The sequence below is a fragment of the Schaalia hyovaginalis genome (assembly GCF_014208035.1).
Taxonomy (GTDB): Bacteria; Actinomycetota; Actinomycetes; order Actinomycetales; family Actinomycetaceae; genus Pauljensenia; species Pauljensenia hyovaginalis.
Genome location: NZ_JACHMK010000001.1, coordinates 283,079 through 307,126 on the forward strand (window position 1 = coordinate 283,079; position 24,048 = coordinate 307,126).

Annotated in this window: 17 protein-coding genes; 3 read left to right on the plus strand and 14 right to left on the minus strand. The window is 68.9% G+C overall.

The annotated features are described in order from the left end of the window. Positions 1-151: 151 nt before the first annotated feature. From nrdF to HD592_RS01315, 5 genes are all read right to left on the minus strand, one after another. On the minus strand, positions 152-1,114 hold the full coding sequence (gene nrdF, locus HD592_RS01295; protein WP_184451385.1) for a class 1b ribonucleoside-diphosphate reductase subunit beta: 963 nt from the start codon (positions 1,112-1,114) through the stop codon (positions 152-154). Between the two features lie 184 nt (positions 1,115-1,298). Then, entirely contained in the window at positions 1,299-2,609 is a 1,311-nt protein-coding gene (locus HD592_RS01300) for an alpha/beta fold hydrolase (RefSeq protein ID WP_184451386.1), read from the minus strand. A gap of 24 nt (positions 2,610-2,633) precedes the next feature. After that, positions 2,634-2,963: a branched-chain amino acid transporter permease gene (locus tag HD592_RS01305; RefSeq protein WP_184451387.1), complete on the minus strand. Its 330-nt coding sequence runs from the start codon at positions 2,961-2,963 to the stop codon at positions 2,634-2,636. Next, positions 2,960-3,715 (minus strand): AzlC family ABC transporter permease, encoded by a 756-nt coding sequence (locus HD592_RS01310; protein WP_277298672.1) that lies wholly within the window; start codon positions 3,713-3,715, stop codon positions 2,960-2,962. Before HD592_RS01310 ends, HD592_RS01305 begins: the two co-directional genes overlap by 4 nt. Before the next feature lie 144 nt (positions 3,716-3,859). Next, entirely contained in the window at positions 3,860-4,720 is an 861-nt protein-coding gene (locus HD592_RS01315) for a ribonuclease HI family protein (protein ID WP_184451388.1), read from the minus strand. Between the two features lie 427 nt (positions 4,721-5,147). Here HD592_RS01315 and HD592_RS01320 point away from each other — a divergent pair, with 427 nt between their 5' ends. Then, complete coding sequence (locus tag HD592_RS01320; RefSeq protein WP_184451389.1) at positions 5,148-6,341, plus strand: Fic/DOC family N-terminal domain-containing protein; 1,194 nt, start codon at positions 5,148-5,150, stop codon at positions 6,339-6,341. Between the two features lie 3 nt (positions 6,342-6,344). Here HD592_RS01320 and HD592_RS01325 read toward each other — a convergent pair whose 3' ends face one another. Next, entirely contained in the window at positions 6,345-8,666 is a 2,322-nt protein-coding gene (locus HD592_RS01325; protein ID WP_184451390.1) for a S9 family peptidase, read from the minus strand. A 160-nt stretch (positions 8,667-8,826) separates the two neighbouring features. Between HD592_RS01325 and HD592_RS01330 the strand changes: the two genes are divergently transcribed. Beyond that, entirely contained in the window at positions 8,827-9,729 is a 903-nt protein-coding gene (locus HD592_RS01330; RefSeq protein ID WP_184454321.1) for a patatin-like phospholipase family protein, read from the plus strand. A gap of 91 nt (positions 9,730-9,820) precedes the next feature. On the opposite strand, the gene HD592_RS01335 is transcribed toward HD592_RS01330, so the two are convergent. Together HD592_RS01335 and HD592_RS01340 are read right to left on the minus strand one after the other, a co-directional pair. Continuing rightward, positions 9,821-12,346 (minus strand): ABC transporter permease, encoded by a 2,526-nt coding sequence (locus tag HD592_RS01335; protein ID WP_184451391.1) that lies wholly within the window; start codon positions 12,344-12,346, stop codon positions 9,821-9,823. Further along, positions 12,343-13,104, minus strand: a complete 762-nt coding sequence (locus tag HD592_RS01340; RefSeq protein ID WP_246429959.1) for an ABC transporter ATP-binding protein — start codon at positions 13,102-13,104, stop codon at positions 12,343-12,345. Before HD592_RS01340 ends, HD592_RS01335 begins: the two co-directional genes overlap by 4 nt. Positions 13,105-13,357: 253 nt before the next feature. Here HD592_RS01340 and HD592_RS01345 point away from each other — a divergent pair, with 253 nt between their 5' ends. Beyond that, positions 13,358-13,627, plus strand: a complete 270-nt coding sequence (locus HD592_RS01345; RefSeq protein WP_184451392.1) for a hypothetical protein — start codon at positions 13,358-13,360, stop codon at positions 13,625-13,627. On the opposite strand, the gene HD592_RS01350 is transcribed toward HD592_RS01345, so the two are convergent. The 6 genes from HD592_RS01350 to nrdI all read right to left on the minus strand — a co-directional run bounded on the left by HD592_RS01350 (position 13,593) and on the right by nrdI (position 24,043). Then, positions 13,593-15,329, minus strand: a complete 1,737-nt coding sequence (locus tag HD592_RS01350; RefSeq protein WP_184451393.1) for an ABC-ATPase domain-containing protein — start codon at positions 15,327-15,329, stop codon at positions 13,593-13,595. The two genes, HD592_RS01345 and HD592_RS01350, sit on opposite strands and share 35 nt — an antisense overlap. Before the next feature lie 134 nt (positions 15,330-15,463). Further along, complete coding sequence (locus HD592_RS01355) at positions 15,464-15,997, minus strand: hypothetical protein (protein WP_184451394.1); 534 nt, start codon at positions 15,995-15,997, stop codon at positions 15,464-15,466. Positions 15,998-16,124: 127 nt separating this feature from the next. After that, positions 16,125-19,655 (minus strand): bifunctional proline dehydrogenase/L-glutamate gamma-semialdehyde dehydrogenase, encoded by a 3,531-nt coding sequence (locus tag HD592_RS01360; RefSeq protein ID WP_184451395.1) that lies wholly within the window; start codon positions 19,653-19,655, stop codon positions 16,125-16,127. Positions 19,656-19,780: 125 nt separating this feature from the next. After that, positions 19,781-21,277, minus strand: a complete 1,497-nt coding sequence (gene putP, locus HD592_RS01365) for a sodium/proline symporter PutP (RefSeq protein ID WP_184451396.1) — start codon at positions 21,275-21,277, stop codon at positions 19,781-19,783. A 223-nt stretch (positions 21,278-21,500) separates the two neighbouring features. Next, positions 21,501-23,657 carry a class 1b ribonucleoside-diphosphate reductase subunit alpha gene (gene nrdE, locus HD592_RS01370; RefSeq protein WP_184451397.1) on the minus strand — a complete coding sequence of 719 codons (2,157 nt, stop codon included), beginning with the start codon at positions 23,655-23,657 and terminating at the stop codon, positions 21,501-21,503. Next, positions 23,627-24,043 (minus strand): class Ib ribonucleoside-diphosphate reductase assembly flavoprotein NrdI, encoded by a 417-nt coding sequence (gene nrdI / locus HD592_RS01375; RefSeq protein ID WP_154475490.1) that lies wholly within the window; start codon positions 24,041-24,043, stop codon positions 23,627-23,629. The genes nrdE and nrdI overlap by 31 nt, the downstream gene beginning before the upstream one ends. Positions 24,044-24,048 lie beyond the last annotated feature (5 nt).

Here is a 24,048-nt window from a genome sequence, read left to right on the forward strand (position 1 = left end):
AGGCCCTTCCGAATGTCCCATTCCCCGTGTTTCCTGCGTGAATGCGTCCATTGGTCATCGCGGGGGAGGCGCCGGGCGGCGCGCCCCCAGGACCGCCCCGCTCAGGACGAGAGCCCCGCCCTCGCGACCCGAGCGCGGCCGATCGGCCGGATCAGAAGTCCCAGTCCTCGTCCTCGGTGTCGACGATCTCGCCGATGACGTAGGACGAACCCGAGCCCGAGAAGAAGTCGTGGTTCTCGTCCGCGTTCGGGGACAGGGCCGCGAGGATCGCAGGATTCACGTTCGTCTCATCATGCGGGAACAGGGCCTCGTAGCCGAGGTTCATCAGCGCCTTGTTCGCGTTGTAACGGAGGAACTTCTTGACGTCCTCGGTCAGCCCGAGCGGATCGTAGAGGTCCTCGGTGTACTGCTCCTCGTTCTCGTAGAGCTCGTAGAGCAGGTCGTAGGTGTAGTCCTTGAGCTCCTGGCGGCGCTCCGGCGTCGACTCGGCGACGGCCAGCTGGTACTTGTAGCCGATGTAGTAGCCATGAACGGCCTCGTCGCGGATGATGAGGCGGATGAGGTCGGCCGTATTCGTCAGCTTGGCGTGCGAGGACCAGTACATCGGCGCGTAGAAGCCGGAGTAGAAGAGGAAGGACTCGAGCATCGTCGAGGCGACCTTCCGCTTGGCCGGATCATCGCCCTCGTAATAGGACTTCACGATCTCCGCCTTGCGCTGAAGGGCCTCGTTCTCCTCGCTCCAGCGGAAGGACTCGTTGATCTCCTCGGTCGACAGGAGCGTCGAGAAGATCGAGGAGTACGACTTCGCGTGCACCGACTCCATGAAGGCGATGTTCGTGAGCACCGCCTCCTCATGCGGGGTGCGCGCGTCGGGGATGAGCGACACCGCGCCGATCGTGCCCTGAAGGGTGTCGAGCAGCGTCAGGCCCGTGAACACGCGGTTCGTCATGAGCTGCTCGTGCGGGCGCAGTGTCGTCCACGACTGGATGTCGTTGGAGAGCGGGATCTTCTCGGGCAGCCAAAAGTTGCCGGTGAGGCGATCCCAGACCTCGAGGTCCTTCTCGTCCTCGATCCGATTCCAGTTGATGGCTTCGAAGATCGGCTCTGTGCTCACGCGTCCTCCTTGCGGCTGGTCCCGCTCCTGCGGCCGCCGCCCCGGCGGCCATGCGTCCAGCCTAGCGGCGCTTCGCCCGGGCTTCGAGGGCGCCGGGCGTGAAGCTCGACCCACGCGGCTCCGACGGGCGTGCGCGCCGCCGCGCACGGTCCCGGAGGCGCGGCCGCGAAGGCGCTCGCCGGGATCAGTCCTTCACGAGGGCGAGCAGGTGATCGAGCACCTTGCCCGACGAGGCGCGCACCCCGTCGTGCTGGTACTCGTTCGTCACCCAGGTGCGGGTCCCGCGCACGAGCCCGGCCGTGTCGAGGGAGAGCTCGCGGGGGACGAACATGTCGTCGTAGTAGACGGCCGCGGCGACCGGGACCGTGTTCTCGGCGAGCCGCTCCGGATCGTAGACCGCTGGCCAGTCGGTCCGTTCCGCGAGGAGGCCGGTCGTGCCGGCAAGGGGCGCGAGCCCCGGGTCCTCGTCGAAGATGCGGCGCATCATGTGCTCGCCGGTGAGGAAGTAGGGCTCGGAGGCGTCGAGCGGGTCGGCGCCCTTGGCGAATCCGGGCGTCTCCTCGGCGAGGCGGTCGGCCGACCAGGCGGTCGCCGTGCCCGCGAGCGCCGGGGTCGCGCAGGCGTAGATCGCCTCCTGCAAGACCCCGTACATCGGGGTGATCGCGACCTCGGAGGCCACCTGGGAGAGGAAGTCCGAGGACAGGCGGCGCTCCCCGCGCACATGCGTCCAGGGGCCTTCGAGGAGGAAATGGAGCGCATCGGTCGCGGTCTGCATGCCCAGGCCCATGCCGATCATGCGGAAGCGCTCGGTGGAGAGGCGCTCCCCGGTCGGGAGGCGTTCGTCCGTGTCGCGCAGGTGGGCGGCGACCTCGCGGATCGTGCGCTCGTCTCCCGGGTGGCGCTCGAAGTAGGCGCGGTTGCGGGCGGCCGTGCGCGCATAGGTGAGGCGGTAGATGTCATCGACGTGGACGAGGCCGGGCAGGCCGCCCGTGATGAGGCAGGCCTCGAGGTGCTCGGGCGCGGTCGACAGGTAGGCGAGGGTGAGGAAGCCGCCGTAGGACTGGCCGAGGGTCGTCCACTTCTCGCAGCCGAGCGCTTCGCGCAGGGCCTCGGCGTCGGCGATGATCTGGTCCTGGCGGAAGAGCATGAGCCGGTCCGCGCGAGCCCGGTCGTCGGGGAGCTCGGCGAGGGCCTGGGCGTCCATGCGGGTCGACTGGCCCGTGCCGCGCTGATCGAGCAGGACGACCCGGTAGTCCTGCAGGGCCCGCCCGATCCAGCCGTCGCGGAAGTCCCCCTGGCGCGGACCCTTCCCGCCGGGGCCTCCCTGGAGGAAGACGAGGCGGGGAAGGTCGTCCCCGCCCGGGCGGACGAGTTCGCGGGCGAAGACCCCGATGCGCGGGTTCTCGGGCCCTTCGGGGCGGAAGTGATCGAGGGGGACCTCGATCCTGTGCTCGTGAACCGTCACGGAATGCTGGACGTAGGTCGAGGTGCGCATGGTGGAAGCCTAACGCCGCGGCCTTCAGGCGAGTGCGAGGAGCGCGACGTAGGAGGCCGTTCCCGCCCCGATCGAGAGCATCATCCGGCGTCCGCCGAGGAGGTGGACGGCCACGGTGATCGTACTCGCGAGGAGGGCCGCCCACCCCTTGCCCGCGATGGCGACTGCATGCGAGTGGAGGGTGAGGGCTGCGAGCACGAAGAGGATGCCCGCCGGCATCCACGCGCCCATGGCGCGCACGAATCGGGACTCGCGCAGCGGCTCGAGGAGGATGAAGGGGATGCCGCGCAATCCCAGGTCGATGAGGAAGACGATCGCGAGGACCGCGAGCAGATAGCCGAGCAACGGGGTCATCGCGCCCCCTCCTTCGCGTCCTCGAGCGGAAGGGCGCCGCGGGCCCTCGCCCAGAAGAAGCGGACGACCAGGAGCGCGACGAAGAGGAGGAGGGAGGTGATGAGCCACTGCTCGGGTGCGGCGAACCAGGCGAGCGCCATTGCGAGGCCCGCGAGGAGCAGGGAGGGGACCTCCGCCCTCGTCCTGGCGGCATCGAGGGCGAGGACGATGAACATGGCGCACAGGGCGAAATCGAGACCCGGGATCGTCCCGGGGATCAAGGAGCCGAGGAGGACGCCGACGAGCCCCGAGGCCACCCATGCCGACTGGAGGAGCAGCTGCATCGCGAGGATCCTCGGCTCCGTCCAGCCGTTCGGGCGTGCGACCGTGAGGGCGTAGGCCTCGTCGACGAGGGCGTAGACCGAGTACAACCTGGCCGCCCGCCCCTTGACGACGGCGAGGGGGAAGGAGAAGGCGTAGAAGAGGTGGCGCGAGTTCACGAGGAGGATCGTCACCGCGACGGTCGCGAGCGGCGTGCCCGCCGAGGCGAGGGCGACCATGAGGAGCTCGGCCGAGCCGGAGTACGCGGTGAGCGACAGGGCGGGCGCCATCCACCAGGGCAGGGGGGACTGGGCGACGAGGAGCCCGAAGGCCAGTCCGAGGGGGATGTATCCCAGGGCCGCCGGAGCCGCGGTCTTCAGGCCCTCGATGATCTCGACCCGTGTCGATCGTGAGGGGATCTCACGGGATTCGGGCCGGGTCGCAGGAGTCACGGGATCATTGTCCGGGTCCGGGCCCCTTCTCGGCGGGGACGGCCGCTCCTCGGACCGCGGCGACCCGGGGCGCCCCGTCGTCCGGCACCGCCTTCGCCCTCGGCAAGAGCCCGCGCGCCTTCTCGCGGTCGAGGCCGGCGCGGATCAGCCCCGGTCGGCGATGGGGGTCGACTGGTGGTGGACGAGGAGGGGCCCGCGACCCGGGTCGGGGGCCCAGACGCTGAGCTCGGCCGCCTGTCCGCCCTGCCAGCTCAGCGTGTAGGTCACCAGGATCGCGCCGCCCGCGTCCCGCACCTCGAATCGGCCGACCTTCGGGCCGGGCGGCACGGGCCCTTCGAGTCCCGCGACGGTCCTCCCGTCGGGCCACACCCGCACGCAGCCCGGAGCGCGCAGTTCGGCGAGGGTCCCGGCGTCACGGCTCATCCACGCCTGGATGAAGCGCTTCTCGAGCTCGCGGATGTCGTAGGCCGGAGAGGGGGCGGCGCCCGGAAGGGGCGGTGCGGTCGGGTGAGCCGTCGGGGAGGGGGCGCCGGGCGCGCCGAAGCGCGGGCCGGGCGCGGGAGTGCGGCCCTCCTTGTAGGCTTCGGCGCAGCCGCGGGCGAGGTCGTCGGCCTTCTCGTTCATCGCGTGCCCGGCATGCCCCTTCACCCATTCGAAGGAGACGTCCCGGCCCTCGATGATGCGGTCGATCTCCTGGATGACCTCGAGGTTCTTGATCGGCTGCTTGTCCGCTTTGGTCCAAGCGCGCTTCTTCCAGGAGTGGCGCCACTTGGTGATGACGTTGATCGCGTATTGGGAGTCGGCGAGGATCTGGAGCCTCTCCGGGGCGAGGCCGGCCGCTTCGGTGGCTTTGAGGAGTTCGAGGATCGCGGTGAGCTCCCCGAGGTTGTTCGTCCCCTCCGGCCAGCCGCCCGCGTCCCAGTGGTCGTCGTCGACGACCCACGCCCATCCGGAAGGCCCGGGGTTGGACAGGGAGGAACCGTCGACTGCAGCCGTGATCGTCATGTCGGACATGGTATCGAGTCGAAGACGGGCCCCAGTGCTCGCTTCGCGGGTCTTTTCGCCCTCGACGGGACCGGGAACAGGCGCGAAGCGAGCAGCGGGACCCCTCACTCCCCGATGCCCATCGCCTTCGGACCGCGTGCTTCGACATGTACACGCCCGTCTTCGCCGGGACGCTCTGCCAGCGTATGCCGAAAGGATCCCGAGCCACCCGCGCATCTCAGCCTCGGGATGCTGCACTTCCAGGGCTTCCGGACAAGGGATTGAAGCGGGGCTCTCGCAGGGTAATGATCTTTGTTGATCATGGGATGTCGACAATGGTCGAGAAGTCTCACTTGTTGATCGTTGTGCCTGTGCAATGTTCGACAAGGGGCAGTTGTTAATCATTAAAGGCTGGTGAGCATGCCTGTTCCCCTATATCTTGAGTGTTGTGGATGTCTCGAAGTTCAACAATGCCGCGATGGGCGACCTCGTCGAGATCACAGGGTCTGATCCGATGAGAGGAGCGTGGACGCACCGCGCATTCGTTGCGGCGCCTCTCGGGGAGGATGAACCGGAGCTGTCCGCCGGGACGTACCGGGCCATTGCGGCTGCGGGTCGAGCGCTCGCGGCGCTCGACGCGACCGCGACACAACTCTCGAATCCCTATCTCCTCCGCACCCCCTCGTTGCGGCGCGAAGCGCAATCGACCTCCGCACTTGAAGGCACCTACGCCCCGCTCGATGAAGTTCTCACCGTTTCGGCTGACGCCCCTTCGAACCCGAGAATGCGCGAGATCCTCAACTACGTCGACATGGCGAATCTCGGTTTCGAATGGGTTGCGCAGGGGCGGCCATTCACCCTCGGTCTCCTTGAAGACCTTCAAGGACGGCTCATGCGGGGGACTTCCCTCGAAGGTGAATCCGGTCGTCTCCGCGACGGACAGGTCGTCGTCGGTCGCCGTGACGTGCCAGAACCCGGCCGCCCTGCGATCGAGGCCTCGCGATTCGTACCGTGTCCACCGGGGGACATGCTCCGTTCACGAGTCGAATCGCTCCTCGCATGGCTTCGCAGGGATCATGCAGGACGGATCGATCCGCTTGTTGAAGCGGGGATGGCGCACTATCAGTTCGAGACGCTGCACCCCTTCAGGGACGGGAATGGACGACTCGGGAGATACCTCATCGTCCTTTCGCTGATGAAATCCGGTGTGCTCTCGGAGCCTACGCTCACCGTTTCCCCGTGGTTCGAGGCGCGTCGCACCGAGTATTACGACGCTCTTCTCAGCGTAAGTACGGACGGCAACTGGAACGGATACCTCTCGTTCTTCGCGAGGGGCATCGAAACCTCCGCCACGGCGACACGCACGCAGATGCTTGCCCTCGTTGATGTGCAGGCCGAGTTGAAGGAGCAGGTTCGCGCCTCGAAGCTCCGGTCCGCGCAGGCCCCCGCCCTCATTGATATCGCGGTCGCCAATCCGGCGTTCTCCGTGGATCGGGTGATGGAGGAGACGGGGCTCTCCTACGCCAGGGCCAATGGCCTCGTCAAACAGGTCGAGGATCTCGGTCTCCTTCAAACGCTCAATCCGGGGTCCCGTCCACGCAGATTCTTCGCGCCGCGGGTCCTCGAGGTCCTCCTCGCCTGAGGCTCACTCCCCGATGCCCACCTGCCCGAGCGCGAAGGCGAACTCCTCCGCGCGCGCGGCCCAGCGGCCCTCGCGCCCCGAGGGGCCGGCGTGACCGGCGACCATCTGAGTGCGCAGGACGATCGGACGCTCGCGGGCGAGGACCGGATCGCTCGCGGCTCCCGAGGCCTCGCGGAGGCGCTGGACCCACTTCGTCGGCTCGACGAATTCGACGCGCGTGTCGTTCACCGAGGTCGTCGCCATCACCGCGGGAAGCGGGACTCCTCCGGGGACGTTCTCATAGGGCGTGTAGGCCTTCATCGCGGCGAAGACCTCGGGGTCCTCGATCGGGTTGCCCCACTCCTCCCACTCGCCGACCGTGAGCGGCAGCGACGGGTCGAGGATCGTCGTGAGCGCATCGACGAAGGGGACGCCCGCGATGACGACCCGGAAAAGGGAGGGCGCCATGTTGAGGACCGCGCCCATGAGGAGCCCGCCGGCGCTGCGGCCCTCCGCGATGAGGCGGTCGGGCGCGACCCAGCCCGAGTCGATGAGCCAGGAGCCCACGTCGATGAAGTCCTCGAAAGTATGCCGTTTGACCAGCATCTTCCCGTCCTCGTACCAGGCGCGCCCGAGTTCGCCGCCGCCGCGGACGTGCGCGATCGCGAAAACGAGGCCGCGTTCGAGGAGGGGCAGGCGCAGGGTCTCGAACTCCGGGTCGTAGGAGATCTCATAGGAGCCGTAGCCGATCTGCCAGCCGGCGTTCGTCCCGTCGGGCACGACATCGGCGCGATGGACGAGGGTGACGGGGATCCGTGTGCGGCCGTCGCGGCCCGTCACCCACACGCGCTCTTCGACGAAGCGGGAGGGATCCCACCCGGGGGCGCTCTCCTCCTTGAGCAGGCGGGTCCGACCGCCGGCGGGGTCGACCTGCAGCGTGAGGGGCGGCTGGATCTGCGACTGGAGGGACACGCGGAAGAAGCGGTCGCCGAATCGCGGTCCGGGCGCGGTCTGGATCGTCCGCACCTCGGTCTGCGAGTCGACGAAACGGCCCGGCCCCCACAGCTGCGCGATCTCCTCCGCGCTCAGGGGCCGAGGGCGGGAGCCCCGGTCGGCTTCGACGGGGAGGCGACGGGTCCGGTACTCGACCTGGGTGAGCGCCTTGGAGCGCATCGTGAGGAGCGCGCATCCTGCGAAGGCCTCGACTTCGAGGAGGCGCTCGCCCTCGGCCGCCTCGCGCAGGGAGATCCAGGTCTCGGCAGGGGCGAGGGGTGCGAGCGGTGCGAGACCGGGCAGCGCTTCGCCCGCAGCGCGGTTCTGGAGGGCCGCGCGCGAGAAGTCCGGGCCGACGGCGACGGCGGCGAAGCGCTCGTCGAGGTCGGCGGGCAGGGGCGCTGCCGCGAGGGAGCCTTCTCGGCTCGAGGCCGTATGGATGAGGAGCAGGTGGTCTCCGGCGGACTCGACCGAGACCTGAACATCCGGTGCGGATGCGACGAGCGGGAGGGGGCGGGAAGCGGGGAAGTGGGGCGACCAGGCCCACGCCCGTCCGGAGGTCGTCGAGGCCGATGCGATGATCACGAGGCGGGGGTCGGCCGAGTCGAGGATGCCCATCTCGAAGCGCTCGTCGTCCTCGACGAGGAGGAGGCGGTCCTCGTCCCGGGATGCGCCGAGCCGGTGGTGCCAGATCTCGCAGGAGCGCCACGCCTCGTCGACGCCGACGTAGAGGAAGGACGCGGAGTCGGCCGCCCAGGCGAAGCCGTAGCCCGCGTCGGCGACTTCCTCGTCGATCGTCCGGCCGGTCGCGACCTCGCGGATGATCCACTGATGCCGTTCGTCGCCGGCGAGGTCGCGGGCCCAGGCGACGAGGCGCCCGTCGGGGCTGGGGACCAGGTCGGCGGCGCGGAAGAACTCGTGACCGGCGGCTTCGGCGTTCTCGTCGAGGACGAGCTCTTCGCCGGGGAGGGGCTCGTCGAGGGCGGGGGTCGGCGGGAGGTCCCGGGGGCCCAGCGCTTCGGCGGGCGCGGGGACGCGGTGGTGGGTCGCGTAGGAATCGCCTTCGCGCCAGCGCCGGAAGTACCAGAAGCCGCCCTCGAGGACGGGGACGCTCACGTCGTCGAGTGCGGTGCGGGCCCTGACCTCCGTCTCGATCCGCTTCGCGAGCGGCGAGGTCGGGCGGCACGCCTCGTCGGCCCAGGCGTTCTCCGCATCGAGGTGGGCGACGACTTGGGGGTCGGATTCGTCGCGGAGCCAGTCCCAGCCGTCGTCGAAACGATCGGAGTGGATGTCGCGCACGCGGTATCCGAAGCGGCGCTCGGCGAGGGGAGGAAGGGAGGGCGTTTCGGTCATGGGCCTACTCTAGGCGCGAGACGCGCCCCGCTCCCGTGCAGGGCCCGCCCCGCTCTTTAGCGGGGCGCGGAATGCGGGCCGGGGGAATGCTCGCCCGTCCGCTTGAAGTCCGCCTGTGCGCGACACGAGCGAGGAGGAATAGGGTCGGGGCGTGCCCTCCATGACATCGCGAACGCCCCTCGTCTCGACCGTCACCGATACCGCCCTCGTCTTCGAGGGCGGCGGGATGCGCAACGCCTATACCGCGGCGGTCGTGTCCGAGCTCCTCGCCGAGGGGCTCTTCTTCGACCACGTGTCGGGGATTTCGGCCGGTTCGTCCCACGTGTGCAACTACGTCTCGCGGGACCCTGCGCGCTCCTACGCGACCTTCGTCGACATCGTCGACGATCCCGAGTTCGGCGGTCTGGCGCATTTGCGCAGGGGCGAGGGGCTGTTCAACGCCGAGTACATCTACGAGCGGATCGCCCGTCCCGAAGGCGCGATGCCCTTCGACATCGCCACTTTCGTCGACAATCCGGCGACGACGAGGGTGGGGGCCTTCAATGCGAGCCGCGGTGCGATGCGCTGGTTCGCCAAGGAGGACATGTCGACCCTCGAGACGCTCGGGCCGGCGGTGAGGGCCTCGTCGACGCTGCCGATCCTCATGCCGCCGACCGTCATCGACGGGGACGTCTACGTCGATGGTGCGCTCGGACCGAACGGGGGCATCCCGCTCGACGCGCCGATGCGCGACGGCTACTCGAAGTTCCTCGTCATCGCGACCCGGCCGCGCGACTACGTGAAGGGCGCGATGCGCCCGGTGGTCGGCGCGGCTCTGAAGATGAGGTTCCGCGATCTCCCCTCGGTGTACGAGGGGGTCGCACGGCGTCCGGCGCGCTACAACGCGGCGCGCGAGAAGCTCTTCGACCTCGAGGCCAGGGGGCGCGCCTACCTGTTCTTCCCCGAGACGATGCCGATCTCGAACACGCAGATGCGCAAGTCCCGCCTGGAGACGGCCTACCGGTCAGGGCTCGCGCAGATCCGCAGGGAGATGCCCGCGATCAGGGACTTCCTCGGAGTCTGAGGGATTCTCGGCCGGGCCGCCCGCAGCGCAGGGGCGGCGGACTCCGGAGGGGATGCGATCCCCCATCAGTCGCCGCCCCCTGCGCTCGGGGTCACTCGGTTGCGAGGGCCTCCACCGGGCTCGTCTTCGCGGCCCTGCGCCCCGGCCACCATGAGGCGGCGAGCGCGGCGAGGACGGAGCCCGCGACGACCGCGCCGAGGATCGGCCAGGGGATCGAGATGATCGTCCGGTCGATCTCCTCGAAGGGCAGCGCGTAGGTGCCCGCGATCCCGAAGCCGACGCCGAGGAGGAGGCCGAGGGTCGATCCGGCGAGTGCGATGATGAGCGCTTCGAGGGCGAGCATCCGCTGGATCCCTCGCTTGGTCGTGCCCAGGGCGCGCAGCAGCCCGTTCTCGCGCGTGCGCTCGGCGACCGACAGGCCGAGGGTGTTCGTCACGCCGACGAGGGCGACGACGACGGAGACGGCGAGCAGACCGACGACGATGGCGAGGATCGCGTCGATGGTCTTCGTGTAGGTCTGCCTTTCGAGGGCGGGGCCGAAGACCATGTAGGAGGGGTCGAGGGAGAGGAGGCGCGATTGGAGCCCCTGGACGTCCTCGGAGCCGGTCTTGACGACGATGGTGGCGATCGGGGCGTCCGGCGCGATCCTCTTGAGGGAGGCCGCCGAGAGCTGGATCTGGCCGTAGGGGATCTTCTCATTCGCCTCGGCGGTGAAGTCCGCGCAGGAACCGCCCTCGGCGCACACCCGCATCTTCTCGCCGTCCCCGGCCAGATCGGAGGGGACGCGGACGATCGAGTCCGGGATCGCCTCGACGGGGGCGTGGGCGACGGGGGTGAGATCGGGAATCCCCTGCAGCGAGACGAATGAGTCGGGATCCGCCGCTGTTCCGGCTTGAGCTCCGCCGTTCGTCGTATTCGCGGCGCTCTCGATGGTCCCGGCGGCTCCGCGCACTCCGATCGCGGCGTCGACGCCCTCGAGGTCCTGGATCCGTGCGAGTTCGGCCTCGGAGAGGGCCCCCGAAGGAGTCGAGACGTTGAGGTCGTAGGGGTAGTGGGCGTAGACCTCGGTCTCCAGGGTCGCCTTCGTCGAGGAGGCGCCGACGCTCATCATCGTGATGAGGGTGACGCCGATGGCGATCGCGATGCCTGTGGAGGCGGTGCGCCCCGGGTTGCGCAGGGCGTTGCCCCGGGCGAGCCTCCCGGTCGTGCCGCGCGCGAGGGCTCCCCAGGCGCGCGCGAGCAGGGGGACGATCCCCAGTCCCGCGACCATCATGGCGACGAGGATGACCATGCCGGAGGAGAAGGCGATGAGGAAGGAGGATTCGCTGCCCCGGTTCTGGAGGCCGTAGGCCATGCCCGCAGCCCCGAGGGCGGCGACGAGGAGGGAGACGGTGAGGAGGATCCTGTGGGAGCGCGCCGATCCGGTGCGTTCGGCCTCCGCGTTCGCGAGGGCCTCCATCGGGGTGAGGCGCCCCATTGCGAGGGCGGGGCGCAGACCCGCCAGGAGGGTCATGAGGGTGCCGAGCGCGAAGGTGCCGATGATCCTCGAGGGCGAGACGACGGTCTTCAGCGCCTCAGCCGCCCCCAGGAAGCCGAAGCCGGTGAGGACCCCCCAGCCGATGAGGAGGCCGATGAGGACGCCGATCGCGGAGGAGGCGAGCCCGACGAGGAGGGCTTCGCGCAGGAGGAGGGATCGGATCTGGCGGCGGGTCGTGCCGACCGCGCGCAGGAGCGCGAGTTCGCGCGTCCGCTGCGTGAGGAGGACGCGGAAGGTCGAGGCGACGACGATCGAGGCGACGATGACGGAGATGATCGGGAAGACGAGGAGCACGACCTGGATCCCGGTGGATCCGGCTGCGAGGTCCTTGAGGGCCTGTTCGCGCGCCTCGTCGGCGGTCTTGACCTCGAGGTCCTGGTCGGCGAGGACGGCGGCGACGCTCTTGGAAAGGGCCTTGAGTTCGGCGTTCGAGGGCGAGGCCGCGCTGCTGGCGATGAGGAGGCGGTTGGTCGAGGATTCGCCGTGGGAGGCGGCGTCGAGGCCCTGGGGCGTCATGACGGCGCTTTCAGGACGCAGGGTCGAATGGGGGAGGAGGGCGGAGACGGTGAAGGTGGCGGGAGAGGGGTTCTCGGCGAAGGCCGGGGCGATTTCGAGGGGGTCGCCGACGGACACGCCGAGACGGGAGGCGCTCACTTCGTCGAGGGCGATCTGCCCGGGTGAGGAGGGCAGGGATCCCGTCGAGGGCGTGGGCGCGGAGAAGGGCGTCGGCATGAGCGCCTGCACCATGAGGTTGGAGCGCGTCCCGTCCTTCGCGAGGAGGAGGTAGGCGGAGGAGACGGGGGCGACGGCGCCGACCCCTTCGACCCCGTCGATTCTGGGGATGAGGGCTTTGAGGGCGTCCCGCCCGTCGGCGTTGGTCGGGGAGAAGTCGTTTCCGGGGGAGACGATGACCGAGGCCCCCTTGTATTCGGAGGCGGTGATGCGTTCGAGGACGGCGTTCATCCCGTTGCCGAGGGCGAGGAAGGCGAGGACGAAGGCTGTGGAGATGGCGACCGCGAGACCGGTCGCGATGTAGCGGCGCGCATGGGAGCGCAGGTTCGCGCGGAGGAGGCGGTTCATCGTGCGGCCTCGGCGAGCTCGGGGGCGGAGGGGGCGAGGAGGTCGGCGCGGATCCGTCCGTCGCGCATGACGAGGACGCGATCGGCGTTCAGTGCCGCCGACTGATCGTGGGTGACCATGATGACGGACTGTCCGAGGTGGTCGACGGCGTCGCGCAGGAGGGTGAGGACTTCGCTGCTCGCCTGGGAGTCGAGGTTGCCGGTCGGTTCGTCGGCGACGATGACGGCGGGCTTGGAGGCGAGGGCCCTGGCGATCGCGACTCTTTGGCGCTGGCCGCCTGAGAGCTGGGAGGGCAGGTGGTGGAGGCGGGAGCCGAGTCCGAGGACGTCGACGATGGTCGAGAGCCAGTGGCGGTCGGGTGCGGCGCCCGCGAGGCTGAGGGGGAGTTCGATGTTCGCCCGCGCGTCGAGGGTGGGGACGAGGTTGAAGGACTGGAAGACGAAGCCGATGCGGTCGCGCCTCAGCCGGGTGAGGTGGTCGTCTTTCAGGCCGGTGATCGGACGGCCCTCGATGTACACCTCTCCGGAGGTGGGGGCGTCGAGTCCGGCGAGGACGTGGAGCATCGTGGATTTGCCCGAGCCCGAGGGGCCCATGATCGCGGTGAAGGCGCCCTGATCGAAGGAGGTGGACACGGCGTCGAGGGCGGCGACGCGGGTTTCGCCTTCGCCGTAGATCTTCGAGACCTGTTCGAGGCGGACGACGGGTGCGAAGGAGTCGGAAGCCGGGACTGCGGGATGTGATGTCATGGGATTGCTCATGCTTCAAGAGTGGCGCGCATCATGCTTCGCGACTATTGGGGATCCTCCCGAAAAGTCCCCTGATGCCCCCTGAAGTGCCCGGAACGCGGGCTTGACCCGGTTCCGTACCACATGGTCTTCGCTGGGAAAAGACTGGTTCGAGCATTTCGCCGCTCGTAGCATCGAGTGCAGCGGAGGCGACGATGCTCTCGCGAGAATCTCGGAAAGGCGGAATCCTGAGATTCTCATCCGGGCAGAGGAAGGGGGGCTGAGCGTGAAACGCAGTGGGAGGTGGGACAGGGTTTTGAACCTGGCGCCCCTGTTCACCTGGGGCGGCAACCTCGTTGCCATCGCCATCCTGATCTACGTCATGGCCAAGGGGATCCGACTCCCGGGGGCGGCCTTCTTCTGGTCCCTGATGGTGGCCCTTCTCGGTTCTTCCCTCGAAGAAGTCCGGAAGCGAAGGCGCGCGGGCGACGAGGTCGGCAGGGCGGGGATTCCCGCGCGCTTCAGGAGCCGAGCCGCAGTCCCCGGTAGCGGTTGATCGCCGCGCCGATGTCGATGCGGCGGGGGCGCACGAGGAAGGCGGGGAACTCGCGGGCGCCGAACTTCGCCGCCGCATCCAGTCCTTCGGAGTTGACCTGGCGCTCGAGACGGTCGAGGAGGTCGCCGAGCGGGGCGGCGCCCGTGGCGAAATGCTCGAGGATCGCCCGCATCGCCCAGGCGATCGCCTCCGTCTGGCCCGGGTCGACGATCTGCTCGAGGTCGGACAGGGAGACGGTCTGACGGTCGAGGATGATCTCATCGAGGCCCGAGGATTTCGTCTTCGTCCTCGACTCGGCCGGGCGCTGGCGCAGAGGGATGCGGGGTTCGGGCGGGGTGAAGGCGGATTCGTCGTTGCGCGGACGCGGCATCTGGTCGACGAGCTCGCGCGCGCGGCGGGTGACGTCGAGGCAGCGGTAGGAATCGAGCATGAGGACCGTGTCGGCGATGTCGAGGTAATCGCCCGAACCGCCCATGACCATGACCGTCGACACGCCTGACGAGGCGAGCGCCCCGATCCGGTCGACGAGCGGGGTGATCGGCTCCTTCTCCGCGGCGACCAGGGCTCTCATGCGCTCATCGCGGATGAGGAGGTTCGTCGCGGAGGTGTCCTCGTCGATGAGGAGGAGGCGCGAGCCGAGCTCGACCGCCTCCATGAGGGCCGCGGCCTGCGAGGTCGATCCCGAGGCGTTCTCGGTTGAGAAGGCGCGCGTGTCGGCGCCGGTCGGGAGGTGGGAGATGAAGGGGGAGACGTCGACCCCGGTGACGGCGCGCCCGTCGGCGGCGCGGACCTTCATCGCCTCGGGCAGGGCGGCGACGCGCTCGCGGCCGTCGCCGGGGACGTGCGCGTAGACGCCGCGCTGGAGGGCGCCGAGCAGGGTCGACTTGCCGTGGTAGCCGCCGCCGACGATGAGGGTGACGCCCGGGCGGATCGCCATGCCGGTGACGGCGCCCGCGTGGGGGAGTTCGACGGTTTCGCGCAGGCTCTCCGGCGAGGAGAAGGGGATCGCCTCGTCCAGCGGCGCCTGTGAGACGCCGGATCTGCGGGCCAGGATCGAGCCGTCGGCGACGAAGGCCACCCAGTTCTTCGCTTCGAGCTCGTCGACGAGGGCGCAGTGGTCCTCGTAGACGGCGATGTGGGACAGGAGGGCGGCGGTCTTGATGCGCGTCTCGCCGTCGTCGGAGACGAAGTCGAAGGCGTCCATGATGACGTTGGGGACGTCGACGTCGAAGATGCGGGCGGCCTCATGGCCGAGGATCGTGCGGCCGCGCGCGGGCATCTGGACCTGGAGGCGGACCTCGACGCGGTCGGGGAAGACGGTCGCGCTGGAGCGCTGGAGGATCTCCTGGCCGGGGTGGGCGATGCGGACGCCGCCCCCGCGGGCGCGGTTCTTGATGGCGATCTCGATCGAGCGGGCGAGGAAGTCGGCGGCGGCGAGGCGGGCGCGCCCCGAGGCGAGGGCCTCGGCGGGCAGCCCCATGGTCTTCGGCGTCGCGATCGCGCGGATCGCCGAGGGCGGGGCGTAGGGGTCGGATTGGACGCGGTCGATGGCGAGCGTGAAGTCGCCGTAGTCCCAGTCGCCGATCACCGACTTGTAGGTCCCGTAGGGGCGGCCGTCGAAGCGCCTGAGGTCCGAGAGGAGGTCCTGGTCGGAGCCGGAGCGTCGGCGGGGTCGGTCGGAGGGGTCGAAGCGGGGCGTCATGGGCTCAGCCTAGCGGTGCTGATGGCGGGTCGAGGCGGAGGCGGATGTGAGACTGGGCGCGGGGCGCACCCGGTGGGTGCGCCCCGCGCGGGCGTGTCGGTCCCCATCGGCCGCGGGGCCGATGGGGAGGGGGATCAGTACGGGATCGGCTGCGCGGCCATGCCGGCGAAGATCGCGAAGATCGTGAAGAAGAGGAAGAGGAGGAACAGGACGATGAGGGCCGCCCAGATGGCGGTGCCCACGATGCCGAGGATCTTCCCGACCTTCGCGTTCGCCACGACCGACTCGTCGATGCCGTTGGCCTGCGCCTTGTTGAGGATCGAGTTGCCCCAGACCCAGGCGGGGACGGCGGTGAAGGGGCCGAAGGCGATGAGGCCGAGGATGCCCAGGACGAGGCAGATCACGGAGTTCGTCCGAAGCGATTCGACGAGCGGATTGGGGAAATAGGCGCCCTGCGGAGCTCCCCATGCGGGCGCGGGAGCGCCGTAGGGGGCGTGGGGATTCGGGGCTGCGTAGGCGTTGGGGGCCGCATAGGGGGCCTGATCGCCTTCGGGCGCTTGCGCGTTCTCAGTGCTCTGCGCGGCGAAGGGGCCCGTGCCCTGGGCGTCGTAGGGGGCGCCCTGGTCCTCGGGGCTCGCCGGGAGGGGAGTGGTCTCTTCGGTGCTCACTGGAAGCCTTTCTTCATGTGGAAACACTTCAGATTCTAGGGATCTGGGGACTCGAGAGGAATGAGGGGAGCCCCTGATTGGCTCCCGGGCGTCGTCGGCCCTGTCATGGGGGAGCGGTCCGCCGGTGTCAGCCCGCGAGCACCTGGGTGCTCAGCGGCGTGCGGTTGCCGAATCGGTGGTTGGTGATCGAGATGGCCTGCTCATGGACGAAGGGCAGGATTTCGATCCGGCCCGCGGCCGTGACGGGGGCGTCCCACACCGCGAGGTCGATCGAACCGTCGAGGGCGCTCCGCAGGGCGTCGCCGTCCTCCCCGATGAGGCGGATCCTCTCGTCGAGCGCGATCCCCTTGCGCTTGAGGGAGGCTGCGAAGGACGCGGCGTCCTCGACCCCGTATTCGACTCCGTGAGCTTCGAGGAGGGCGAGGATCTCGGCGGGGAGGGGCGTCGCGCTCGAGACGCGCAGGGACATGGGGGCGTGGCCGCCGCCCGCGAAGGCCCGTTCGAAGGCTCCCGTCTCCGTCCGGCGGATGGCGCCGAGGGCGAGGCCGGCCGAGAGGACGCGGAGGAGATCCCCGATTCCGGATGCGGCGCCCGCCCGGATCGTCACCGGGAGCGGGACGTAGCGCAGGAGGTTGCGCTCGGCGGGAACCCGGGACGGGTCGTGGAGGACGTCGAACTCGGAGGCGAGGGCGGCGCAGTCCGAGGCGATCGCCGCGTCGAGCTTGCGCGATCCCTCTTCGTCGAGGAGGGCGCGGCCGATCCCGGCGAGCTCTTTGAGCTGCGGCTTCGTCGGCGTTCCGGCGGCCGAGGGCGTCGCCGGGGTGAAGGAGCCGAATCCGAAGAGGTAGTTCGGCCCGCCCGCCTTCGCGCCCTCGCCGACGACCGAGCGCTTCCAGCCGCCGAAGGGCTGGCGCTGCACGATGGCGCCCGTGATCCCGCGGTTGACGTAGGCGTTGCCCGCCTGGATCCCGTTGAGCCACTGGTTGATCTCGTCCGGGTCGAGGGAGTGCAGGCCCGCGGTGAGGCCGTACTCCGTGGCGTTCTGCGCCTCGATCGCCTCGTCGAGGGTGTCGACGCGCATGATGCCGAGGATCGGGCCGAAGTACTCGGTGAGGTGGTATTCGCTGCCGGGCTCGACGCCCGAGCGGATGCCCGGGCTCCACAGGCGGTTCGTGTCGTCGAGGCGGCGCGGCGCGATCTCCCACTTCTGCCCGGGCTCGAGGGTCGTGAGCCCCCTGAGGAGCTTGCCCGTGGGCTCGGCGGCGAGCGGTCCCATCTGGGCGGAGAGGTCATCGGCCCAGGCGACGTGGAGGGAGCGGACCGCATCGAGGAGCTGGTCGCGCACGCGCGTGGAGAAGCCGACGCTGCCGACGAGGATCACGTAGGACGCGGCCGAGCACTTCTGGCCGGCGTGCCCGAAGGCGGAGTTGACGACGTCCTTGACGGCGAGGTCGAGGTCCGCCGAGGGCGTGATGACGATGGCGTTCTTGCCCGAGGTCTCGGCCATGATCCGCATCGTCGGGTCCCAGGAGCGGAAGAGCTTCGCGGTGTCGGCGGCGCCGGTGAGGACGACGCGCTCGACGGCCCCGTGGGTGAGGAGGGCCTTGCCGAGGTCGTTCTCGGCGACGTCGACGAGGGCGAGGGCCTCCTTCGGGATTCCGGCGGCCCACAGGCACTCGGCGATGAGCGCGCCGCATCGCTTCGCCTGGGGCGCGGGCTTGAGGATGACGGCCGACCCGGCGGCGAGGGCCGCGAGGACTCCGCCCGCGGGGATCGCGAGGGGGAAGTTCCACGGCGGCGTGACGAGGGTGAGGGCCACGGGGTGGAATTCGGCGCCGTCGATCCGCTCGAGTTCGAGGGCGGACTGGGCGTAGTAGTGGGCGAAGTCGGTGGCCTCGGATACTTCGACGTCGGCCTGCTCGAGGGACTTGCCGAGCTCGGATCCGGCGACCTCGATGAGATCAGCGCGGCGGCGCGCGAGTTCGACGCCGGCACGGTGGAGGATCTCGGAGCGTTCGGCGGCGGACTTCGCGCCCCACTCCCGTCCGGCTTCGGCGGCGGCCGTCACCAGTGCGTCGAGGGTTTCGGCGTCCTCGACGAGGGCGGCCCCGATGGTGTCGACGCCGAGCGTGGAGGCGGGCACGCGGGCCGCGATCCCGCGCGCCCATTCGAGGTTCGCCGGGAGCGCCGGGTCGGAGTCGGGGGTGTTCGCGAAGGTCCAGGTCCCCTCCTCGTCCTTGAGGGCGGAGGCCAGGTCCTCGGGGGATTCCGCGAGGCGGTTCTGGTGGCGGGTCGGGCCGACGCGGGACTCGCCCTCGGCTCTCATCTGGTCGATGGCGGCGAGGAAGCGCGTGCGCTCCTTCTCGAAGGCGGCGGGGTCGGTTCCGATGTCGAAGATCGAGGCCATGAAGTTCTCGTCGGCGGAGTTCTCCTCGAGGCGGCGCACGAGGTAGGCGATCGCGACGTCGTACTCCTCGGGGTGGACGACGGGGACGTAGAGGAGGAGGCTGCCGACCTCTTCGCGCACGGCCGCCGCCTGCTGGGTCGCCATGCCCGAGAGCATCTCGAATTCGACTTCGGAGGTGACGCCGCGCTCCTTGGCGAGCTCCCATGCGCACGCGACGGTGAAGAGGTTGTGACCGGCGACGCCGAGGTTGACGTTCGCCGTGCGCTCGGGGCGCATCGCCCAGTCGAGGATGCGGACGTAGTTGGCGTCGGTCGCCTGCTTGGAGTCCCAGGTCGTGAGGTTCCAGCCGCGGATCTGGGCTTCGACGCGTTCCATCGCGAGGTTCGCGCCCTTGACGACGCGGACCTTGATGGGGGCTCCGCCGCGCGCTCGGCGCGCGGCGGCCCATTCCTGGAGGTCCTTCATCGCGTCGAGGGTGTCGGGCAGGTAGGCCTGGAGGACGATGCCGGCGCGCAGGCCGAGGCAGTCCTCGCGGTCGAGGATCTTCTTGAAGACGTCGACGGTGAGGTGGAGGTCGTGGTACTCCTCCATGTCGAGGTTGATGAACTTGCCCCCGGCCTTGGCGGCGTACTGGTAGAGGGGGAGGAGCTGGCTGACGGCGTGCTCAACGACCTGTTCGTAGCCCCAGGGGTTGTGGGGGCCGGTGACGGCCGAGACTTTGAGGGAGACGTAGTCGACGTCGGGGCGCTCGAGGAGCCGGCGCGTGTCGTCGAGGCGCTTGCGCGCCTCCTTCTCGCCGAGGACCGCTTCGCCGAGGAGGTTCATGTTGAGGCGGGCGCCGCCGGCGCGGAGGCGTTCGATGGCGGGGCCGAGCTTGTCGTCGGTGACGTCGACGACGAGGTCGCCGACGAGGCGCGCGAAGACCTTGCGGGCCGCGGGGATCGCGAGGTTGGGGAGGAGGCGTCCGGCCTTCCCGCCGATGAGGGCGGGCGTGCGCAGGTACCAGGGGAGGAACTTGGGGTTCTTGTCGCCGAGCTCGCCGAGGTGGCGGGCCGCGACCTTGCGGTCCTCGGGTCGGATGACCCCGTCGACGAAGGAGACGGTGTAGTCGAGGCCGTCCTCGTCGTCGAGGACGCCCGCGAGGAGTTTCGCGGCGGGGTCGATCGGATGGTTCGTCGAGGCGCTCGCCCAGCGCCTGGCGGTTTCGAGGGCGCGGTCGACGATCGTGGTGAAGTCGGTGCTGTCGGTCATGATGCGTAGTTCCTTATGCGGTGTGCGGTCGGGCGGGGGCGTGGACAAGGTCCGGGCCCCGGCGCCCTGGGCGCCGGGGCCGACCCGCTTCTGTTGAATGCGGGCGCGGACTCGGATCGAAGGGTTTAGATTCCCTTAGTCTGCGCTACGACTTGATCCATTTCTGCTTCAATCTCAGCATGGGGACTGTGGGTCGCCGAAGAGATCGCGATCGCGACGAGGAGGTTGAGGAGGAATCCGGGGACGATCTCGTACAGGTCGAAGATGCCGCCCGAGACGTTCCCCCAGATGCCGACGACGACGGCGCCCGTGATCATGCCCGCGATCGCGCCCTTCGCGGTGAGCCTCCTCCAGTAGAGGGCGAGGATGACGATCGGCCCGAAGGAGGCGCCGAAGCCCGCCCATGCGAAGGCGACGAGGCCGAGGATCGTGTCCGACCTGGGCCATGCGAGCAGGGCGGCGACGACTGAGACCGCGCCGACTGCGATGCGCCCGGCGAGGACGCCGTCCGCGCCGGACAGCTCCCGCTTCGTGAAGGCGTGGTAGATGTCCTCGACGAGGGCGGAGGAGGTGACCAGGAGCTGGGAGGAGATCGTCGACATGATGGCCGCGAGGATCGCCGCGAGCATGAAGCCGGCGAGGAGCGGATGGAAGAGCATCTGGCCGAGGGCGATGAAGACGCCCTCGGGGTTGGCGAGCCTGCCGGTGTCGTGCTGGTAGACGGCGACGCCGACGATGGCGGTGAGTCCGGCGCCGATGACGGACAGGATCATCCAGCCGATGCCGATGCGGCGGCCCTGCTTCGCTTCGGCGACCGAGCGCAGCGCCATGAAGCGGACGATGATGTGCGGTTGGCCGAAGTAGCCCAGTCCCCAGGCGAGCGCGGAGACGATGCCGAGGATCGCGGCGCCCGACAGGGCGTGGTCTCCGTGGGTGAAGGACAGGATCGTCGGGTCGATGGCGTTGACCTGCTCGATGAGGGGGCCGATTCCGCCGACGTGGAGGATGCCGACGACCGGCACGGCGACGAGGGCGATGAGCATGATGAGGCCCTGGACGACATCCGTCCATGAGACGGCGAGGAAGCCGCCGACGAGGGTGTAGAGGACCGTGACCGCGGCGACGATCACCATGCCGAGGTGGTAGTTCATGCCGAAGGAGGATTCGAAGAAGGAGCCGCCTGCGACCATTCCGGAGGAGACGTAGAAGGTGAAGAAGACCGTGATGACGATGCCCGCCACGATGCGGACGGTCTTCGAGGTGTCGCGCAGGCGCTCCCCGAGGAAGGAGGGGATCGTGATCGAATCCTTGGCGATCTGCGAGTAGGCGCGCAGGCGCGGTGCGGTGAACTTCCAGTTGAGCCAGGCGCCGACCGTGAGGCCGACGGCGATCCAGCCCTCGAGGAGGCCGGTGGCGTAGAGGGCGCCGGGCAGGCCCATGAGGAGCCAGCCGGACATGTCCGCGGCGCCGGCTGAGAGGGCGGCGACGGCGGGGCCGAGCCCTCGCCCGCCGAGCATGTAGTCGTCGAGGCTCTTCGTCCGGTTGTAGGCGAAGAGGCCGATCATCACCATCGCGACGAGGTAGATGATCATCGCGATCGCTTGGAATGTCGTTGTCGACATGGGCATTCCTTCCTGGAGTGCTCAGGGCGCGGGCGTCCTGGACGGTGCTGCAGGACTTCTTGAGGCGTCATTGCCCGGGTCGAAGGTCCCGTGTCCCTGGAAGCCGTTGGATGCGGGAAGCCTAACACTTGGGACCTAGGTCATGGTAGGGGTTTCGACTAAAGGCCCCGCTCTCGTCGATGAACGAGGGCGGGGCCCGAATGCCGAAGCGGGAAGAGGAGGGTCAGAGCATGCAGGACACGCAGCCCTCGACCTCGGTGCCCTCGAGGGCCATCTGACGCAGGCGCATGTAGTACAGGGTCTTGATGCCCTTGCGCCACGCGTAGATGTAGGACTTGTTGATGTCGCGCGTCGTCACCGTGTCCGGGTAGAAGAGCGTGAGCGACAGGCCCTGATCGACGTGCTGGGTCGCCACGGCGTAGGTGTCGATGATCCTCTCCGGGCCGATCTCGTAGGCGTCGACGTAGTACTCGAGATTGTCGTTCGTCATGTAGGGCGCCGGGTAGTAGACGCGGCCGATCTTGCCCTCCTTGCGGATCTCGATCCGCGAGACGATCGGGTGGATCGAGGAGGTCGAGTTGTTGATGTACGAGATCGAACCGGTCGGCGGGATCGCCTGGAGGTTCTGGTTGTACATGCCGTGGGCCGCGACATCGGCCGCGAGGGCCTTCCAGTCCTCGGGCGTCGGGATGCGGATCGAGGAGGCGGCGAGGAGCTCGCGGCAGCGCTCGGTCTTCGGCGTCCAATCGCCCTCGATGTACTTCGCGAAGTACTCGCCGGTGGCGTACTTCGAGTCCTCGAAGCCCTCGAAGCGCATCCCGCGCTCCTTGGCGATGAGGCAGGAGGCCTTGATCGCCTCATAGGCGACGGCCAGGAAGTACATGTTCGTGAAGTCGAGCGCCTCCTCGGAGCCGTACATGACGCGCTCGCGGGCGAGGTAGCCGTGGAGGTTCATCTGGCCGAGGCCGATCGCATGGCTCATCCGGTTGCCCCTGGCCACCGAGGGGACGGCCTGGATGTCGGAGAGGTCCGAAACGGCGGTGAGGCCGCGGATCGCGGTCTCGATCGTCTTCGAGAAGTCCTCGGAGTCCATGGTCTTGGCGATGTTGAGCGAGCCGAGGTTGCAGGAGATGTCCTTGCCGACGTGGTCGAAGGAGAGGTCCTCGTTGAAGGTCGAGGCCTCGGAGACCTGGAGGATCTCCGAGCACAGGTTCGACATGGTGACCCGGCCCTTGATCGGGTTCGCGCGGTTCACCGTGTCCTCGAAGACGATGTACGGGTAGCCGGACTCGAACTGGATCTCGGCGAGGGTCTGGAAGAAGCGGCGGGCGTTGATCTTCTTCTTGTGGATGCGCCCGTCGTCGACCATCTCGCGGTACTTCTCGGTCACGGAGATCTCCGAGAAGGGCACGCCGTAGACGCGCTCGACGTCGTAGGGGCTGAAGAGGTACATGTCCTCGTTGTTGCGGGCCAGTTCGAAGGTGATGTCGGGGATGACGACTCCGAGGGAGAGGGTCTTGATGCGGATCTTCTCGTCCGCGTTCTCCCGCTTCGTGTCGAGGAAGCTCATGATGTCGGGGTGGTGGGCGTGCAGGTAGACCGCGCCCGCGCCCTGACGCGCGCCGAGCTGGTTCGCGTAGGAGAAGGAGTCCTCGAGGAGCTTCATCACCGGGACGACGCCGCTGGACTGGTTCTGGATCTTCTTGATCGGCGCGCCCGCCTCGCGCAGGTTCGTGAGGGACAGGGCGACGCCGCCGCCGCGCTTGGAGAGCTGGAGGGCGGAGTTGATGCCGCGGGCGATCGACTCCATGTTGTCCTCGATGCGCAGGAGGAAGCAGGAGACGAGCTCGCCTCGCGCCCGCTTGCCGGCGTTGAGGAAGGTTGGGGTGGCCGGCTGGAAGCGCCCGGTCATCATCTCGTCGACGAGGTTGCGGGCGAGGGCGACGTCGCCGCGCGCGAGGTACAGGGCGACCATGGTGACGCGGTCCTCGAAGCGCTCGAGGTAGCGTTTCCCGTCGAAGGTCTTGAGCGTGTACGAGGTGTAGTACTTGAAGGCCCCGAGGAAGGTCGGGAAGCGGAACTTGTGGGCGTAGGCCTGCTTGAACAGGGCCTTGACGTCCGCGAAGTCGTACTGCTGAAGGACCTCGGCCTCGTAGTAGCCCTCGTCGACCAGGTAGGCGAGCTTCTCCTCGAGGTCGTGGAAGAAGACGGTGTTCTGGTTGACGTGCTGGAGGAAGTACTGACGGGCGGCTTTGCGGTCCGCGTCGAACTGGATCCTCCCCTCGGCATCGTAGAGGTTGAGCTGGGCGTTGAGCGCGTGATAGTCGAGCTCGGGGTCGGAAATATCCTCTAGGCCGGTGTCGGTGAGATTCTCTGCCAAAACTCTTCCAGTCCTTCGCGAACTCGGGAGACGTCCTCGGGGGTTCCGAGGAGCTCGAATTTGTACATGTGGGGGATGCCCAGTTTTGCCGAGACGATGTCGCCGGCGAGGCAGTAGGCGGTGCCGAAGTTCGTGTTGCCCGAGGAGATCACGCCGACGCAGCGGCGGCGGTTCTCCGGGTCGTTGAGGAAGGCGATGACCTGCTTGGGGACGGCCCCCTTGATGTTGCCGCCCCCGTAGGTCGGGACGATGAGGACGTAGGGCTCGTCGACGTGCAGCGCCGGATCGCTTCTCCTCAGCGGGATGCGCTCATTGGGCAGGCCGAGCTTGTCGACGAAGCGCTTCGTATTGTTCGTCGCCGAGGAGAAGTAGACGACCTTCACCATGGGCG

Excerpts from the sequence above, each read along its gene's own strand:
- HD592_RS01300 (WP_184451386.1), bottom strand. The coding sequence starts at position 2,609 with ATGCGCACCTCGACCTACGTCCAGCATTCCGTGACGGTTCACGAGCAC.
- HD592_RS01305 (WP_184451387.1), bottom strand. The coding sequence starts at position 2,963 with ATGACCCCGTTGCTCGGCTATCTGCTCGCGGTCCTCGCGATCGTCTTC.
- HD592_RS01315 (WP_184451388.1), bottom strand. The coding sequence starts at position 4,720 with ATGACGATCACGGCTGCAGTCGACGGTTCCTCCCTGTCCAACCCCGGG.
- HD592_RS01325 (WP_184451390.1), bottom strand. The coding sequence starts at position 8,666 with ATGACCGAAACGCCCTCCCTTCCTCCCCTCGCCGAGCGCCGCTTCGGA.
- HD592_RS01330 (WP_184454321.1), top strand. The coding sequence starts at position 8,827 with ATGACATCGCGAACGCCCCTCGTCTCGACCGTCACCGATACCGCCCTC.
- HD592_RS01335 (WP_184451391.1), bottom strand. The coding sequence starts at position 12,346 with ATGAACCGCCTCCTCCGCGCGAACCTGCGCTCCCATGCGCGCCGCTAC.
- HD592_RS01340 (WP_246429959.1), bottom strand. The coding sequence starts at position 13,104 with ATGAGCAATCCCATGACATCACATCCCGCAGTCCCGGCTTCCGACTCC.
- HD592_RS01350 (WP_184451393.1), bottom strand. The coding sequence starts at position 15,329 with ATGACGCCCCGCTTCGACCCCTCCGACCGACCCCGCCGACGCTCCGGC.
- HD592_RS01360 (WP_184451395.1), bottom strand. The coding sequence starts at position 19,655 with ATGACCGACAGCACCGACTTCACCACGATCGTCGACCGCGCCCTCGAA.
- putP (WP_184451396.1), bottom strand. The coding sequence starts at position 21,277 with ATGTCGACAACGACATTCCAAGCGATCGCGATGATCATCTACCTCGTC.
- nrdI (WP_154475490.1), bottom strand. The coding sequence starts at position 24,043 with ATGGTGAAGGTCGTCTACTTCTCCTCGGCGACGAACAATACGAAGCGC.